Source organism: Aciduricibacillus chroicocephali (genome assembly GCF_030762805.1).
Lineage (GTDB): Bacteria > Bacillota > Bacilli > Bacillales > Amphibacillaceae > Aciduricibacillus > Aciduricibacillus chroicocephali.
In genome coordinates this window covers 629,609-645,079 of record NZ_CP129113.1, presented here as the reverse complement: position 1 = coordinate 645,079, position 15,471 = coordinate 629,609, and the positions used below count along the sequence as shown (strand labels likewise).

At 43.6% G+C, this 15,471-nt stretch carries 15 protein-coding genes; 5 read left to right on the top strand and 10 right to left on the bottom strand.

The features are described 5' to 3' along the window. Positions 1–96 precede the first annotated feature (96 nt). The 5 genes from QR721_RS03345 to QR721_RS03325 all read right to left on the bottom strand — a co-directional run bounded on the left by QR721_RS03345 (position 97) and on the right by QR721_RS03325 (position 7,424). Positions 97–1,068 carry a hypothetical protein gene (locus QR721_RS03345; protein WP_348029066.1) on the bottom strand — a complete coding sequence of 324 codons (972 nt, stop codon included), beginning with the start codon at positions 1,066–1,068 and terminating at the stop codon, positions 97–99. A 230-nt stretch (positions 1,069–1,298) separates the two neighbouring features. Next, positions 1,299–2,834 (bottom strand): glutamine-hydrolyzing GMP synthase, encoded by a 1,536-nt coding sequence (gene guaA, locus QR721_RS03340; RefSeq protein ID WP_348029065.1) that lies wholly within the window; start codon positions 2,832–2,834, stop codon positions 1,299–1,301. Between the two features lie 183 nt (positions 2,835–3,017). Further along, positions 3,018–5,261, bottom strand: a complete 2,244-nt coding sequence (locus QR721_RS03335; RefSeq protein WP_348029064.1) for a transglutaminase TgpA family protein — start codon at positions 5,259–5,261, stop codon at positions 3,018–3,020. Then, positions 5,258–6,460, bottom strand: coding sequence for a DUF58 domain-containing protein (locus QR721_RS03330; RefSeq protein WP_348029063.1), 1,203 nt, complete (start codon positions 6,458–6,460; stop codon positions 5,258–5,260). Before QR721_RS03330 ends, QR721_RS03335 begins: the two co-directional genes overlap by 4 nt. Further along, the gene (locus QR721_RS03325) at positions 6,450–7,424 is read right to left on the bottom strand and encodes an AAA family ATPase (protein ID WP_348029062.1); all 975 of its coding nucleotides are present in this window, start codon (positions 7,422–7,424) and stop codon (positions 6,450–6,452) included. Before QR721_RS03325 ends, QR721_RS03330 begins: the two co-directional genes overlap by 11 nt. 217 nt (positions 7,425–7,641) lie before the next feature. Between QR721_RS03325 and QR721_RS03320 the strand changes: the two genes are divergently transcribed. Beyond that, entirely contained in the window at positions 7,642–8,493 is an 852-nt protein-coding gene (locus QR721_RS03320; RefSeq protein WP_348029061.1) for a YihY/virulence factor BrkB family protein, read from the top strand. Between the two features lie 18 nt (positions 8,494–8,511). On the opposite strand, the gene QR721_RS03315 is transcribed toward QR721_RS03320, so the two are convergent. Further along, positions 8,512–10,002, bottom strand: a complete 1,491-nt coding sequence (locus QR721_RS03315; RefSeq protein WP_348029060.1) for an amidase — start codon at positions 10,000–10,002, stop codon at positions 8,512–8,514. A 102-nt stretch (positions 10,003–10,104) separates the two neighbouring features. On the opposite strand from QR721_RS03315, the gene QR721_RS03310 reads away from it, so the two are divergent. Together QR721_RS03310 and QR721_RS03305 are read left to right on the top strand one after the other, a co-directional pair. Then, positions 10,105–11,145 (top strand): DUF3231 family protein, encoded by a 1,041-nt coding sequence (locus tag QR721_RS03310; RefSeq protein WP_348029059.1) that lies wholly within the window; start codon positions 10,105–10,107, stop codon positions 11,143–11,145. An 87-nt stretch (positions 11,146–11,232) separates the two neighbouring features. Continuing rightward, positions 11,233–11,712 carry a hypothetical protein gene (locus tag QR721_RS03305; RefSeq protein WP_348029058.1) on the top strand — a complete coding sequence of 160 codons (480 nt, stop codon included), beginning with the start codon at positions 11,233–11,235 and terminating at the stop codon, positions 11,710–11,712. A 35-nt stretch (positions 11,713–11,747) separates the two neighbouring features. Here the strand turns inward: QR721_RS03305 and QR721_RS03300 are convergent, their stop codons facing one another. Beyond that, on the bottom strand, positions 11,748–12,335 hold the full coding sequence (locus QR721_RS03300; RefSeq protein WP_348029057.1) for a hypothetical protein: 588 nt from the start codon (positions 12,333–12,335) through the stop codon (positions 11,748–11,750). A gap of 174 nt (positions 12,336–12,509) precedes the next feature. Here QR721_RS03300 and QR721_RS03295 point away from each other — a divergent pair, with 174 nt between their 5' ends. Continuing rightward, positions 12,510–12,947 carry a DUF948 domain-containing protein gene (locus QR721_RS03295; protein ID WP_348029056.1) on the top strand — a complete coding sequence of 146 codons (438 nt, stop codon included), beginning with the start codon at positions 12,510–12,512 and terminating at the stop codon, positions 12,945–12,947. A gap of 13 nt (positions 12,948–12,960) precedes the next feature. Next, positions 12,961–13,413, top strand: a complete 453-nt coding sequence (locus QR721_RS03290) for a DUF948 domain-containing protein (RefSeq protein ID WP_348029055.1) — start codon at positions 12,961–12,963, stop codon at positions 13,411–13,413. 772 nt (positions 13,414–14,185) lie between these two features. Here the strand turns inward: QR721_RS03290 and QR721_RS03285 are convergent. Genes QR721_RS03285 through QR721_RS03275 form a run of 3 tightly spaced genes read right to left on the bottom strand, consistent with a single transcriptional unit; the run spans position 14,186 to position 15,387 of the window. Continuing rightward, positions 14,186–14,503, bottom strand: a complete 318-nt coding sequence (locus tag QR721_RS03285; RefSeq protein ID WP_348029054.1) for a hypothetical protein — start codon at positions 14,501–14,503, stop codon at positions 14,186–14,188. Between the two features lie 2 nt (positions 14,504–14,505). Then, positions 14,506–14,949, bottom strand: coding sequence for a DUF948 domain-containing protein (locus QR721_RS03280; protein WP_348029053.1), 444 nt, complete (start codon positions 14,947–14,949; stop codon positions 14,506–14,508). An 18-nt stretch (positions 14,950–14,967) separates the two neighbouring features. After that, a complete protein-coding gene (locus QR721_RS03275; protein ID WP_348029052.1) occupies positions 14,968–15,387 on the bottom strand; it encodes a DUF948 domain-containing protein in 420 nt (139 codons plus the stop codon). Positions 15,388–15,471 lie beyond the last annotated feature (84 nt).

The window sequence follows — 15,471 nt, the reverse complement described above, 5'->3', positions numbered from 1 at the left end:
TCCCGCTGTGGGCAAGGATTAGGATTTTTCCGGTGGGCCGCAGATTTGCCGATATTAACGCAAACACCCCCTTCTGCCATTGGCAGAAGGGGTGTTTCAGTTCCGCCGTTTGCTTTTGCGATTCCTGTGCTCTCCTTTTTTCAAGCGCCAGATTTCCCAGAACAAGAATCCATAAAAGGAAAGAAACAACAACCCGAGCAGGCTGCCAACCAAATCACTTTGGTCATACAAATAATACCAAAGATTGTGTGTTTCAGAGTCCCGTACGTGGAGATCAAGAGGCTTTCCCTCCTGATAAGCAACCGGCAGCGTGATTTTATGCGTTTCAAATTCTTCGCGGGACATTCCTTTTGTCATGTAGACATCTCCAGCTGACTCGTCCTGGAATACGATCGCCTTGTAATAATAATGAACGGTCAGTCTTCCCGAATTGTCTATATAAGAATAACTGTCAAGGATAACAGCTTCTTTCTCCATCTGTGTCCCCGTGTAGGACGCTGACACAGAGAATATTGTTTGGATGCCGCCGAGTAAGGAGAAAAAGCAAAAGAGCGCAAACAGGCTAAACGGCAATATGATTCCAGTCCACAAAAGCAGTGGCTTGACCCGTGCGATCACCTCTCTGGTTACTACCCATTTATCAAGCAAATAAGCCAGGTAAAAAACGGGATACAACAAAATCAGGACTACCAGAAAGAAGGCAGTGGCGAGATCAGAAATAAACGTTCTGCTCGTGGCGCTGTATTCGCCCTTTATTTTTCGCACATCTATGCTGTCTCCGGGACGCAGCTGTTTAAATTGCGACGCGGACACGTACGCATACCGGCTTGGCTCCAAGGTTTCAAAAACCTCTCTGGCTGCTTCCTTATCAAATAGGGCTAAATATGTCATAACCCCGGATCTTGTGCGCAGAACCGTTTTTTCTTCTACTTTGTGTTCCTCAGGCTGCTGCCGCCCATCTTCCCAAACGCTGTGCATATAGCCCAGAGACCATGCTGACCCCCAGCATGCTAAGAAAAACAGAATAAGCGCGATAAGCCGGCCGATGACGCGTAAAATCTTTTTCATCTTGCACCTCCGTCACTAAAAAGGAGCTCCGCTTAGGGTTTGTAATAAAAAACTGCAATGTATCGCTCAATAATTTATTTCAGAATCTAACATTATAAAAAATCACTACCTTTTTTATGTAATTATAACTCTATTAAATTTCTTTTGGTTTCAAATTTACTATCAAACAAAAAAGCTTGGAGAATTACCTATTAAACATAGGTTCCCCAAGCTTTTATAATTAATTTTTCTTATTCCCACTCAATAGTCGCAGGTGGCTTAGAAGTAATATCATACACAACGCGGTTAACGTTCTGAACGTCATTAACGATGCGGCGGGAGACTTGCTCCAATACTTCAAACGGGATACGAGCCCAGTCAGAAGTCATACCGTCGATAGATGTTACAGCACGGATACCGATTGTGTGATCGTACGTACGGCCATCGCCCATTACGCCGACACTCTTGATGTTCGGAAGTACTGTGAAGTACTGCCAGATATCGCGTTCAAGACCAGCTTTTGCGATTTCATCACGTAGGATCCAGTCGGATTCGCGGACGATTTCAAGCTTTTCTTCTGTTACTTCACCAAGAACACGGATTGCAAGACCCGGACCTGGGAATGGCTGGCGCCAAACGATATGATCTGGCAAGCCAAGTTCTGTACCAAGTGCACGTACTTCATCTTTGAACAATGTGTCAAGCGGTTCAATCAATTTGAACTGCATGTCTTCTGGCAAGCCGCCAACATTGTGGTGAGATTTGATTGTTTGTGCTGTTTCAGTACCACTTTCGATGATATCTGTGTACAACGTACCTTGTGCCAAATAATCGATGTCTTTCAATTTAGACGCTTCATCATCGAATACATAGATGAATTCGTTACCGATGATTTTACGTTTTTTCTCTGGATCTGCTACACCAGCAAGCTTAGAAAGGAAACGTTCTTGTGCATTCACGCGAATGATGTTCATATGGAAATCTTCTGCGAATACTTTCATCACTTCGTCGCCTTCGTTTTTGCGAAGCAAGCCATGATCTACGAAGATACATGTTAATTGATCGCCGATTGCTTTGTGGATCAATGCTGCTACTACAGAAGAGTCAACGCCGCCGCTCAAGGCACACAATACTTTCTTATCGCCAACTTCTTTACGGATCTTTTCAAGTTCCATTTCGATGAAGTTGCCAATTGTCCAGTCGCCTGTTGCTTTACAAATGTTGAAGACAAAGTTCTTCAACACATCGTTACCATACTCGGAGTGACGAACTTCCGGGTGGAACTGAACACCGTAAAGGTTGCGAGACGGATCGCTCATCGCTGCGAATGGTGTTGATGGGCTTGTTGCATCCACTTGGAAACCTTCAGGAATTTCGGCAACTTTGTCACCATGACTCATCCATACTGTCTGTCCATCAGGTGTACCTGCGAACAATTCAGCATTATTTCCTAGTGTGATTTCGGCCTTACCGTACTCACGCTGGTTGGAAGTCTCAACACGTCCACCGAAATGTACAGACATCAACTGCATGCCGTAGCAAATACCGAATACAGGAATGCCAAGTTCAAAGATACGTTCGTCGCAACGGAAGCTGTTCTCATCAAGAACACTGTGCGGGCCACCGGAAAGGATGATACCTTTCGGGTTCATTTCCTTGATTTTTTCAATTGTGATCTTGTGTGAATGCAATTCGCTGTACACGCCAAATTCACGGATACGGCGAGTAATCAGCTGATTGTACTGGCTCCCGAAGTCCAGGACGAGAATCATTTCGTTATTGATCATGAGTCAGTCTCCCATCTGGTCAAATTGTTATATATAAAGGAAAAGGATGAACCTTTTGCGCTCTCAACACGAAAGGAATCGGCAGGAGCCTGCCAATTCCCGTAAAAAGTCAAATGTGTGTATGACGTCCGTGCGCATCTATCAATTGCTTTAGTTTATTTTACCCAACGAGAGATGCTCAGGTCAAGCTAATATTCGACTTGTTAACCGTTCCCAGCATGAAATAAATGCTTGTTTCGACATTTCTCGACTTTTACCACTGTAGATCAGTCCTTCATACATCTCAGTCAGCTCTTTGAACTCACTCCCGATGCCAGCCTGTTCCACTCGTTCTGCATATTCGCGAAGCGTCTGACCCTTTTCTTTCGGCAAACCTTTTGCGGAAAGAAGTGCAAGTACGTGCTTGTATGCTTTCTCTTCTGAGTCGATGCTGTCAGGCTTCTGAAGTTTTTTCCGGACAAGTGCTGTTCGGATTCTCCACCGTTTATAGTATAGAATTGCCGCTATAATAACGACAATCGCAATAACGATAGCTAACAAATAAGATTTCCCGGATGCTTTGCCAGGTTTTTTCATTGCAGGGGATGCTTTTTTATGCACCTGATCATTGCCCAGTTCCTCTTTAGGCTGCCGTTCAGCGGTAGAAGTATCCGGTCGTTTTTTATTTTCCTTAGTGTCGCTCCGTTCGTCGCTTTTGTTTTCAGCATTCAAATTCGGGGTTTGCTGGTGCTCCGGACTTGACTGATTGAATTGTGCTTCGTTGGAAAAGCCTTGAGTCGGTTCAAACGGCACCCAGCCGCTTCCTGGGAAATACACTTCTACCCAGGAATGGGCATTCGCGTTCGTCACCTCGTACACATAAAAGCGTTCTCCCGAGACTTCCTCAGAGCCGACCCTATCTCCGCTAGTGAATCCTTTCGCCCAACGAGCAGGAATCCCTTGGCTTCTCAGCATAACAACCATTGCCGTCGAAAAATTATCACAATAGCCTGCCTTGGAATTAAACAAAAATTGATCAACATAATCCTGTCGATCCTTAGGGATTGGCACATTGGCCGTCTCATAGGAATAACTATTTTGATGAAAATACTGTTCAATCGCTTTAGCCTGATCATACCGGTTCTTCTCTCCAGATATGATCTGATTGGCCAGCTTTCCAATTCGCTCTGGCAACTGTGCGGGAAGCTGAGTATACAAATCAACTATCGCTTCAGGCTCAGAGCCATGGGCTTTTTGCAATTTTCCCACATCGTACTGAGGGTAGCTATATTCAATATTGTAGCTCTTTGGATGCGCATCCTTACCATCTTTCTCAATATGGATGGCTTCTGAAATTGGCTCCAGATAGAAATCCGCATCCCCTCCAACTCTTTCCACACCATATGGATAGAGCAGCTTGTCCAGAGCCTTGTCATCTTCGAACTCCAATTTGCCGATCTGCTGCTTAGCATGTTCACTTCCTGCCTCATAATCAGTAAGTTCAATGAAACCATCCATTTGCTTTTCCAGCGGACGGGCAACAGAACGTTTCCAACCCTTTCCTGTATAGAAATCCTTTGTCTCGATACGCCAGTAATTGTCTGTCTGTACAATCGCCTTGAAGACTGGTGAATAATCTTGAACGAAGGAACCACCCAACTGTCTGTCATCTTCTCCATAACCTACACGGCGCATTGGACTGCCTAATCGAACACCTAATTTTTCTTGAGCAAATTGCTTCACGTCTGGTACCGGATCAGTCCATTGCGGTTCAAATTGTGGAGAAGCGACTGCTACACCAAGTGTTACAAGCATAAAAGCTAGTAAAGCAATCAATGCCTTGGACAGCTGTTTGCCCGCTGGCAAAGCAACGACTTCCTTATCAACCGTCTTCAATATGTTGGCGAGTCCAAATGCGAGAATTGAATAAATAAAAATCCGAACGATAGCCATCTTCGCATCATAATCAAGGAACGTGGAAAGCAAAGATACGTATACAATCGTCGCCAATACGAAAAGGAGCACACGCTTCATAAGTACGAACCAATAATGCAGCAAATAGCTCATGAGCCAAATGAGGACTAAAATAAGCAGCACACGGAACATCTCATTCAAGTTTTGCCACGTTCCCGAAAAAAGCACACTCAAATTATTACTCAGTTCTTCAGAAAAGCGCCCAACCCAGGAACCTTCCAGGAATGAGCCTTTGTAGCATATTTTTTGAAGGGCGAAGATAAGTGCCGCTCCTTTTAATATAAGTCCAAGCCACCAACGAATTGATAGCAATGAAATCAAGAAACACCAGCCGGAGAACATAATGAGAATTGGAATACCTGTAAGCTCAGCAACTCTGCCAACTGGATAAATCCATTCCAGGAAGAGCAGCCAGGCAAACAAATACATAATGGCTTCGAGTATGACAGGCTGCATCGTTCTTTGACGTATCATCCTCTGTCACCTCCATGCATATGCTCGTTATCATATATGAAAATACGCACCCTGGATTCGGCAAGCTTATTTTGTACAGATAACATTTCTTTACGAGGCTGAACGAGAACAAGAATGACATTCCCATGCTGGAACTGGATTTGTGAAATTGTCTTTTCCAGTGAACTGTTCAAATTAGGCGTAACAATTGTAACATCTCTGCGACCTTTGCTGAATAGCACCGCTTCTTCCAACTGTGAATAAAAAGGTCGGCGGGCATCCTGTTTCATTTGCGCCAAATGCTGCAAAATCTCTGTTTCTGAATCTCCGCGTGCCAAATTAAACATTTCCGTACTTTTGCCAATTGTAAGAAACGACCCGTCCATTTTACCCGCATTCTTTCGGATCAGCCCGAGTACAATTTCAATCGATATTTCGAACGCGGATGGTTCCATATTGTCATAGGGACATGCATCAAGAACAAGCATTATTTCTCTGCCCGTCTCCTGCTCAAATTCCTTAGTCATCATCTCTTGAAGTCGGGCAGTTTTCTTCCAATCAATAGTGGACAGCCTGTCACCTGCAACATAATTCCTTGCACCTGCAGCAATGTTTCCGGTCTGTACCGGTAAGACGCCGACCTGGACACCTTCACTCGAGAGCAATCCATTTTCGTACCCTGCAAGATGTCTTGCCTTCGGATAACAGACAATTACGTCCTTTACGTACAGTGTGTATTCTTTTTTAATAAGACCGAATAGATCAGAAGCCATGAGACGCACCCCATTCAATTCATGGGTACCACGAGGAATAGATTCAATTTCATAAGATATGACAAGCTTGCGTGAAAATCCGGGAAACAACAGCCTCTTCATCCGTTGCGGGATATATTCACCCGATATTGAATTGTGATGCAAGCTTTCCGGCAGCAAATCTTCCACTACAGAAAGAAAAAGTGGCCAAGGCCATTTTCTCGTCATAATCAGACGTACATGAACTTTTTCTCCTGCTTGAACAACCGATTGCGACAGCATACGCTCCACTTTCCAATTACGAAATGAGAACATAAGCATGCAAAGTTCGTACAAGAAAATTGGCATATAGCCGAAGAATAGGAACCAGCTAACCCTGTCTCCCTGGAACATCGCAAAAGAAAAAAGAGCAATCCCCGCGGCAATGAGGAATAGTACCCCTGCCACTAGACGGATTTTATGCTTCATGATAAGAATTCCTTACAATTGGAATATCAATAGAATGAATAATGCCTTTAAGAACTTCATCTGCGCTCTTGCGTGCATATCTTGCTTCAGGTGCAAGGATCAAGCGATGGCTAAGCACATGCGGAGCCAAGTATTTCACATCATCCGGCAGCACATAATCACGCCCTGCAATGTACGCATATGCCTTTGCTGCATTCATAAGGGCAAGCGTCCCACGCGGGCTGATCCCCAACTCAATGGAAGGATCGTTTCTCGTTGCCTGGGCCCAGGACACAATTAGATCAAGAATACTTCGTTCAACATGTACTTCCTTCGCTTCATGCTGCATAAGTACTAGATCAGCAGCATCTAGGACAGTTTCTATCTCTGCTAGAGGATTTCCTTGTGATTGGTTCTCCAGCATAACGATTTCAGCATCGTGGTCAGGATACCCCATTCTCAGCTTAAGAATAAACCGATCAAGCTGAGCTTCCGGCAGCGGATATGTCCCTTCATGTTCAATTGGATTCTGAGTCGCCATTACAAAAAACGGGCTTTGCAGACGCCAAGTCTGCCCGTCCACAGTTACGCTTCCTTCCTCCATCGCTTCAAGAAGCGATGACTGCGTCTTCGGAGATGTCCGGTTGATTTCATCGGCGAGGATAACGTTTCCAAAGATTGGTCCCTTATGGAATTCAAATTCCAGTGACTTTGGATTGTAGACAGAAACACCTGTTATATCAGACGGCAGAAGGTCAGGTGTGAACTGGATTCTATTAAACTTACCGCCAATGGACCTTGCCAATGTCCGTATGAGCATCGTCTTTCCTACTCCTGGAACGTCCTCAAGGAGTACATGTCCTTTCGCAAGCAATGCTGTAAGACAGAGAACTGCAGCCTCTTCCTTGCCAATTATTACTTTTTTCATATTATCAAGCACACAGCGCAATTTCGCACTGCCATTGCGATCATTTGCAATCGTCATTCCTTCGCCTTCTTTCTGTAGACCTGTATCGAATACTGGTACAATCATACTAAATTGTGAAACTGCTATGCAATGTTCTATCCATTTTTCATAGATTATTGCCGTTGCGCTGTACAGAATATACATGTATCAAGGGTTAGAAAAAATCATTTCGGGAATAACAGAATCACATATAGAGCTACACAGATTCAAATCGCACCAAGATGGAGGTTTAGCCATGTCCGCTTTTTTCAGCTTCGCCAAAGAAGTTTTAGGCCAATTTAAAAAAGATAATGTTACCCTTTTGGCCGCATCACAGGCCTATTATTATATGCTTTCCATTGTTCCGTTGCTTGTCGTTGCATTCGCGATCATTCCTTATTTAAACATCTCTCCACAGGAGGCGATGAACTTCATCTATTCGACACTTCCTTCTGAAATGGGAAGTCTTCTAAGAGAGAATATCGTCAGCATCGTGGAAGATCGTAAGGGCGGCTTGCTGACAATCGGTATCATTGGTGCCCTTTGGTCAGCATCCAACGGTATCAATGCTTTTATCAAAGCATCGAATGAAGCATATGAAGTCGATGAAACGAGAAACTTCCTCGTCGTTCGTGGAATTGCTCTTGTACTTACAATTGGGATGGTTTTGTCATTAATCGTCGCTATCCTGCTGCCTGTCATGGGAAGTGCAATCATCAATTTCCTGGAATCTTTCTTTGGAATCAACGAAAAATTGCTCAGTTATTTGCAATTTGGCCGCTGGATTATCGCCATTGTAGTCATTACGGGCATTCTTCTAATTCTTTATCGCTTCGCACCGAACAAGAAGCTGCCTTTTAAACATACACTTCCAGGTGCCATTACAGCGAGCACATTGTGGTTACTCATCTCACTCGTTTTTTCATTTTATATTAGCCACTTCGGAAACTATTCTGCCACTTACGGAAGCCTCGGTGGAATCATCATCCTCATGATTTGGTTCTTCTTAACAGGACTCATTCTCATGATTGGTGCTGAGGTGAATGCAATCTATCATAAAAGAAAAAACCCGATCAGACCTGAAAACGCCTTCGATCCTAGACAATAGGATCAAAGGCGTTTTTTATTAATTAAAGTAAGGGTTTCCTTTCATGCCTTGCCAAATATCAGACTGCTCAGCTAATGCACTGATCTTAAGAAGAAGATCCTCTCTCCCTTTCGGTGCGACTAATTGGACACCTAGAGGCAATCCCGCTTCAGTCAAGTGTACCGGCAGAGAAATTGCAGGCTGACCTGTCAGGTTTGCCAATTGAGTAAACGGAGTCACAGTCAAGCTTGGCAGGAACATGTCATAAATAATCTCCTGCTGTTTGGCAGCTGATGCGCCTTCCATCTGTTCAAGCAAACGATCTTCACTTTCTCTTGAATGAGTCAGCTCACCAACTTTTGGTGCAGGATAAGCAGTCGATGGAGTAAGATACAAATCGTATTTCTCATGGAACTTAGCCATATGCGCTGCCGCCTTATCCCAGGAAGCTAGACTCGCAGTGAACTCTGCAGCGGAAACCGACTGGCCCGCTATATTAAGAATCCAAGACTCGATTTCCATATCTTGCGCCTGTAGCTTCCGACCAAACGCCGCCTCCATTTCCTTGACTACTCCTGCCATTTCACCACTGTTCATTAGGAAATAATTACGCATGAGCTCATATCCATCGACATGATTATCAGCTTCTTCAACGATATGACCTTCCGACTCAAGCCATTTTGCCATTTTATGAACAGCCTCCACAGCATCTGAAGCGACCGGTGTACCAACTGGTGACTGTACTGTGAAACCGATTCTAAGTGGTTTTTGCAAGCCTGTATAAAGTTCCTCTTCATAACTGCCATTATAAAGCGGAACCTGGAAAGCAGCTGCATCCTCTATAACTTGCAACTCATCAAGTAATGCTGCGCTGTCTGGCACCGTTCTGCTCAACACAAAGTCGATACTCGCTCCCTGCCACTGTCTGCCGACTCCTGGTCCAACCGGAGTTCTGCCGCGAGTCGGTTTCAGGCCGACAAGCCCCGTAAATGAAGCCGGAATACGAATGGATCCACCACCGTCACTTGCTCCAGCAACAGGTACAATGCCAGAAGCTACAGCTGCTGCCGCTCCGCCACTTGAACCACCTGGAGAGAAATCTTGGTTCCATGGATTACGAGATGGACCATACAGCTTTGGTTCGGTAATATTTTTCAGTCCGAATTCCGGTGTATTCGTATGACCCATTACAACAAAGCCAGCTTCCTTCAGCTTCTTAGTATAGTTGGAATCAGCTTCGGATCTGGCATCCTTCATAAGGATAGATCCGGAAGTGAGCGGCTCGCCAGCCAAAGCCTGTGAAATATTTTTAAGAAGAATTGGTACACCTGCGAACCTGCCTTCACCAATTTCCTCTGTCTCTTTAAGAGCTTTTGAAAAACGCTCATGGACAATTGCATTCAATTCAGCATTTACTTCTTTTGCACGGCCTATGGCCAAATCTGCTATTTCTCCTGCTTTTACTTCCCTACTGCTTATCAGTTCTGAAAGCTCGCATGCTGACAGTTGTATGTATTCTGACTGTTTCATATTTCTACCGCTCCTTTTTCCTTCAAGTGTAGCATGACCGCATATTTTGGCAAGTTGAGGCAAAACTAGAAGCACGATTGTTTTATGAAGGAGGACTATGCCATGGCGGATTTACCGTATAAAAATGTTGAGCAGCAGCTTAATTCTGCAGAGGTTGCTTCAATTTTTGCGAACTATATGAACATGTCATTGAGTGAACGAGTTTTTGAACAATTCTCTGTACATGTCGAAATCCCTGAAGTCGTTGATCTCGTTAAAAATGCACTCAGTTTCGTGAGAAGCTTCTTATCCGATTCCGTAAAAATCATGTCCGAAGCTTCTCTCTCTATTCCAATTGGATTTACCGCAAACGATGTGAATCTGAAGGCGCCTCGTCTTTTTGTAGATGAATATTATGTCCATAACATTATGAATTTCTCCCGACTAGCGATGGCAGATTTCGCAACAGCGATTGGTGGAGCAGCAAGGTCTGATCTATATGAACTGTTCAGCGAATCACTCACTGCAACGAACAAATTGCACAAGCAGTCTGTTGAACTGGCACTTAATAAAGGCATGTATGTCCCTGCACCCATTGTCCCGTATCCATATAAGCGTGATTATGTGGAAGATGATAAGTTCATATCTTCAGGTACCTTTGGACGTCAGAAAAGACCACTATTGGCAACTGAAATAAGCTATCTGCATATGAACATTATTCATAACACCATCGGCAGCATGATGAATACAGCATTCAGCCAAGTTGCAAAGGATGATGAAGTTCGGCAATTTTTAGTTAAAGGGATCAGGCTTGCAGAAAAGCAAATAGAAGCATACGGAAAGCTACTACAGGAATTCCAGGTGCCCGTCCCTTCATTCCCGAATTCACTCGTCACCGATTCCAATCTTATTCCCCCTTATTCCGATAAGCTGATGCTTTATGAAGCTAATGGTATGGCGAGCGTCGGTCTTACCGCACTTGGCCAAAGCCTCACTCAGTCAATGAGGATGGACATACAGGCAAAGTATACAAAGTTTGCAGCCGAAATCGCCTCCTATTCCAAAGAAGGCCTTGAACTAACAATAAAAAAAGGTTGGATGGAGCAGCCTCCCGAAACAGCCGACCGCCAAGCTCTCGCCCAAGAACCCAGAAAAGGGGAATAAACTTGAACCATACTATAATAAGCACCCAGGATGGCCACCCCTATATGTCATTGAGGATAATATTGAGAAGTGGGTCTCCCAAAGATAATGAGTTCAACTTTTACATCCAAGCAGCATAGCAAACTGGAACTGCTGCTCTGGGGCATTGCTTTTCCTGGGTTTGGCCAAATACTGAACGGACACTACATCAAAGCATTCTTGTTTATTTTCTTGGAAATCATTATCAATGTAAACGGTAATTTCAATCGTATTATCATGCACAGTTTCAATGGAAAAACTGAACTTGCTGCAGAACTTGCGAATTATGATTGGCTCATGTTCTATCCTTGTATTTACTTTTTTGCGATTTGGGATGCTTACAAGGAAGGAAAGGGCGAGCAAGCTGCTTATGATTTTTTCCCATTCGTCAGCTCAGCCTTTTTTGTCACCCTTGGTGTCATCTTCTCAGAACACTTCACCTTGTTCGGATTGTTCCCAGGACCCGTCTTGCTACCAATGTTATTCCTTCTGCCGGGACTCATTACAGGACTGTTTTTAAAGTATTTGTTAAATAAAAAAATACACTGACCCTTTATGAGGTCAGTGTATCTTCTAATTATTGATTAGCGTTTGATTGGATCTTGTGCGTCATTGCCTTTATTGGCACCTGTGCGCTGAACTGAATCCATAGGCACAGCTGGTGTTACTTGTTCGCCTCCAACTCGACGCAAATTGCTGTCATTTTTGCCTTTAGAATCTGGAGCAATGTCATCTTTGGCTTCCATAACGTTATCCTTTGCTTCCATTGCCTTGTCTTTAGCTTCCATAGATTTATCTTTTGCGTCCAACAATGTTTCTTTTGCTTCCATTGCATGATTAATCATCTGCTTTGAATCTTTTACAAGGGTATTCGCTGTTTCTTTAAGATCTTTACCTTCGTTATTCAAAATGTCCTGAATCTTGCTGACTGCTTCCATTGTAATAGAGCTTGTTGTCTTGATGCGATCAATTAGTGAGCTCTTTACGCCTGAAGGATCATTTTTTACGTTGGATGCATAATCCATCGCTGTATCTTTCATTGACATTGATGTATCCATCACTTTATTTCTTGCGTTTCGGTTCAGTAAAACGAGCGAGAGTCCTGTAACTGCAACACCTGCAGCAATCCACATACCTGTATTACCTGTATTATTGTTATTTGAAGTTCCCATTAATTCCAGCTCCTTTGTCGTTGTGAGATTTGCTTGTACACGATATATTCCCCCATTTTTCAGCATTAAACACTAGGAAAGTGGAGTTTTCCCGAATTGAACCTGACGCGTTTAACTCCATCCTCTAAGTGGTAAATATAGAGGAAATTCAAAAACAAGCAAGGAGGTGCTCTTGTGGTAATCCTGCTATACGCAAGCGCAGTCATCGCAGCGCTATCCCTCGTACTAATCGCAGTCTACCTCATCATCACACTAAAAAATGTAATGAGCAGTGTGAAACAGATTAAACACACAATCGAGCGCGCCGAAACGAAAGTAAATTCTGTGACAGATAAAGCACAGACACTTATGGAAAAGGCAGATACAATCGCTGAAGACGCTCAAAATAAACTTCAGACATTTGATGGTGTTGCTGATGCAGCCGGACAGTTGAAATCTTCTATGCATTATATGGAAGAATCAATTGATGAAGTGTCCAACCGTCTGAATAAACAAGGTAAGCCAACGAAGGCAATGACTGACACGCTCAAATGGGGAGATACTGCCATCTCACTATTTGGCAAATATAAGAACTATAAAAAGAGACAGCCAACAGAATCCAACGGACAATAAGGAGGAATCATTCATGCTATGGCTTGGAATTGGCGTACTCGTTATCGGGGTCGCCCTTCTCATTATCTCCATCGTGCTGATCAAGCCCCTCGGCAAAGTGTCGGACTTGCTTGATAGCCTGAAGGAAACAACAGACAAACTGCCAAATACGATTGATAACGTAACAAGTCAAGCGACAGACGTCATGCACACGGCGAATTCAACACTTAATGACGTAAATGGAAAAGTTGCAGAACTGACACCAGTGTTCGACATCCTTGGAGACGCTGGCCGTGCTTCACAGAAACTTTCCGTTACAGCAGTAGAAGCAACTGACGCATTAAAAACGAATGTACTCGAAGGAAAACATGTCAATGACAAAGAGAGCTTAAATGGATTCTACGGACTCCTCTCACTTGGTTACTACTTGTATGAGAAACGGAAAACGATCAAAGACACAATGAAACAAACAAGCAGTACACAATAATAAAAAACACCGGATGCTTATCCAAGTGAGCATCCGGTGTTTTTATATAGAAAGAACTAGTTCACCTAATCATTATGCTACTCTTAGACGTCAGATTGTCCAAAGCAAGTAGCTTGCCTATTTGTGCCATAAACATCGCCCCCTTATTTATGCAAATTTGACACTCCTATGCGGCAGATAATAATAGGAGGTGAGATAGAAGTATTTTCCGCCTATAGTTAGGCTCTTAAAAGTATTTGGGGATAAGCCGCCGCTACGAAAAGAATGCTCGCTTTCACCCAAGGGCATAAGTGCGACATCTGTTCAAGCTACCTTTCAGTCGCTTTTTCAGTGTCTTTCTTTACCTGCGGGCAAACACTGAGCCACTGTGGCGCAAGCGCCTCACTGTCTCAGTACGCTTGTGCTTCCCACGGGAGTCTCGCATCTTTTCTCCGCTATGTCCGGTGTTCCATCCAGGATTGCAGTGGAAGGCGACGACTCCAAGCCGACATAACGCCACGTCCTGTGGCATTGTCGGCACTAGGACGTCGTGTCCGTCGCGGGAATAGCATGAGCTGAAGATAATATTCTAGGCGTTTTTTGCCTGGAATTTAGCTGAAGCCATGCCCGTGGAAAGCGTTCGCCTGCAACGGAAATCCGATGCTTTGCAACCGGTGCCTTACCATATTGTCATCTGATTTTATTCGTCTTTTACATAGACAGTTTTAAGCTTCAAATAACAATAGACACAAGTAAAATTCACTCCTAATAAAATCAAAAAAAGAGCTCGTAATCATACGAGCTCTTTTTCCTCTACAGAAACAGTTTGTTTATTGTTAACAGCCACTTTTGCGTTAATTACTGCTGATTCACGAATGTTTTCTTTTCGTGTTACATATTCCCGATGGATTGCTTCTCCTTTAAGGTACATCAGGCGTTTACGCTCTCGCAGTTTATCAAGCAAAGTAGGTTTTTCTTTCATTTTCGCTGCTGTTCGGGTTACACCTGACTGGGCTAGTGTACCAAGAATCGCAGCTCCGAATGAAATTGCACCGGCAATAGCCATTTCCTTTTTTTCACCACGATTTGATTTGTTCGTATTATTTGCCATGATTACCGCAATCCTTTCTTCACGCGTTGCAGTTCTTTGCGTTTTTTCATGAGAAACATGGCGAGCGCAATGGATCCATATGCATTATTGCCGATCTTGCTTTCTGTCTCTCCATCGAGCTTATCCGATTCGCGGTTAAGCTTCTCCGCTTGGCGTTGGACCCATAAAGCTCCGGATTCGGAACTTTTCCCAAGATCTCCAATTGCGTAGAATAAAGGAGTTAGCGCATGCATCTTCGTATTCAAGTCGGCCAGCGCATCGTTCCCATAACGCATTGAATAACTTGATTCATCCATAATTCCATATATCTGTTTAGGTGTTTTTTCAACAATTACATCTGAACTTTTAAGTAAAGCTGCCGTTTTTAGCATCGTTCTGCCAAGTGATACAGCGAAGATGGCAAAAGCAATACCGATGATGAGTACACCAAGTCCCGTTAGACTCATTGTGCCTCCCCCATTTCTTTAAGATTGTGTGTCGGCTACCTTCCATTTTTTGTATATTCTACTCGCCACTTCACTCCAAGTAATCGCCTTGACATATTGATCAATTTTATTGAGATTTTCTGGTGCCGCAAGTTTTCTTGCTTGAATATTAAGTGCTGAAGCCGAAGCCTCTACAGCATCCCCAATATGTCCTGCTGAAGCTACAAGTGGGTCGACTGCTACCAATTTTTCTTCGAGGTCATCGAGCAGTTGATCCCCTTCTAGAATTGTTCTTTCAATACCATGTACTAAATCGTCTGTCATTTTTTCAACTTGGTCAACGGTTTCACCAGTATGCTTCAGTATGCGTGAAGTTTGCTGGAGCAAAACTGCTAAGCAGACAGCTAGAAACGCAAATGAAAGAGCACAGAGAAACGTTCCAATTGATAGTAATACCATAAAACCCACCTCCCTAAATGGATATATACCACCGCTGACCAGTCCTCAAACGGTTTTCAAATATTGCTCTTTGTTGTTTCATCA

Excerpts from the sequence above, each read along its gene's own strand:
- QR721_RS03305 (WP_348029058.1), top strand. The coding sequence starts at position 11,233 with ATGAGTTCAACTTTTACATCCAAGCAGCATAGCAAACTGGAACTGCTG.
- QR721_RS03330 (WP_348029063.1), bottom strand. The coding sequence starts at position 6,460 with ATGAAGCATAAAATCCGTCTAGTGGCAGGGGTACTATTCCTCATTGCC.
- QR721_RS03285 (WP_348029054.1), bottom strand. The coding sequence starts at position 14,503 with ATGGCAAATAATACGAACAAATCAAATCGTGGTGAAAAAAAGGAAATG.
- QR721_RS03275 (WP_348029052.1), bottom strand. The coding sequence starts at position 15,387 with ATGGTATTACTATCAATTGGAACGTTTCTCTGTGCTCTTTCATTTGCG.
- QR721_RS03345 (WP_348029066.1), bottom strand. The coding sequence starts at position 1,068 with ATGAAAAAGATTTTACGCGTCATCGGCCGGCTTATCGCGCTTATTCTG.
- QR721_RS03335 (WP_348029064.1), bottom strand. The coding sequence starts at position 5,261 with ATGATACGTCAAAGAACGATGCAGCCTGTCATACTCGAAGCCATTATG.
- QR721_RS03280 (WP_348029053.1), bottom strand. The coding sequence starts at position 14,949 with ATGAGTCTAACGGGACTTGGTGTACTCATCATCGGTATTGCTTTTGCC.
- QR721_RS03320 (WP_348029061.1), top strand. The coding sequence starts at position 7,642 with ATGTCCGCTTTTTTCAGCTTCGCCAAAGAAGTTTTAGGCCAATTTAAA.
- guaA (WP_348029065.1), bottom strand. The coding sequence starts at position 2,834 with ATGATCAATAACGAAATGATTCTCGTCCTGGACTTCGGGAGCCAGTAC.
- QR721_RS03290 (WP_348029055.1), top strand. The coding sequence starts at position 12,961 with ATGCTATGGCTTGGAATTGGCGTACTCGTTATCGGGGTCGCCCTTCTC.
- QR721_RS03310 (WP_348029059.1), top strand. The coding sequence starts at position 10,105 with ATGGCGGATTTACCGTATAAAAATGTTGAGCAGCAGCTTAATTCTGCA.
- QR721_RS03315 (WP_348029060.1), bottom strand. The coding sequence starts at position 10,002 with ATGAAACAGTCAGAATACATACAACTGTCAGCATGCGAGCTTTCAGAA.
- QR721_RS03325 (WP_348029062.1), bottom strand. The coding sequence starts at position 7,424 with ATGACGATTGCAAATGATCGCAATGGCAGTGCGAAATTGCGCTGTGTG.
- QR721_RS03300 (WP_348029057.1), bottom strand. The coding sequence starts at position 12,335 with ATGGGAACTTCAAATAACAATAATACAGGTAATACAGGTATGTGGATT.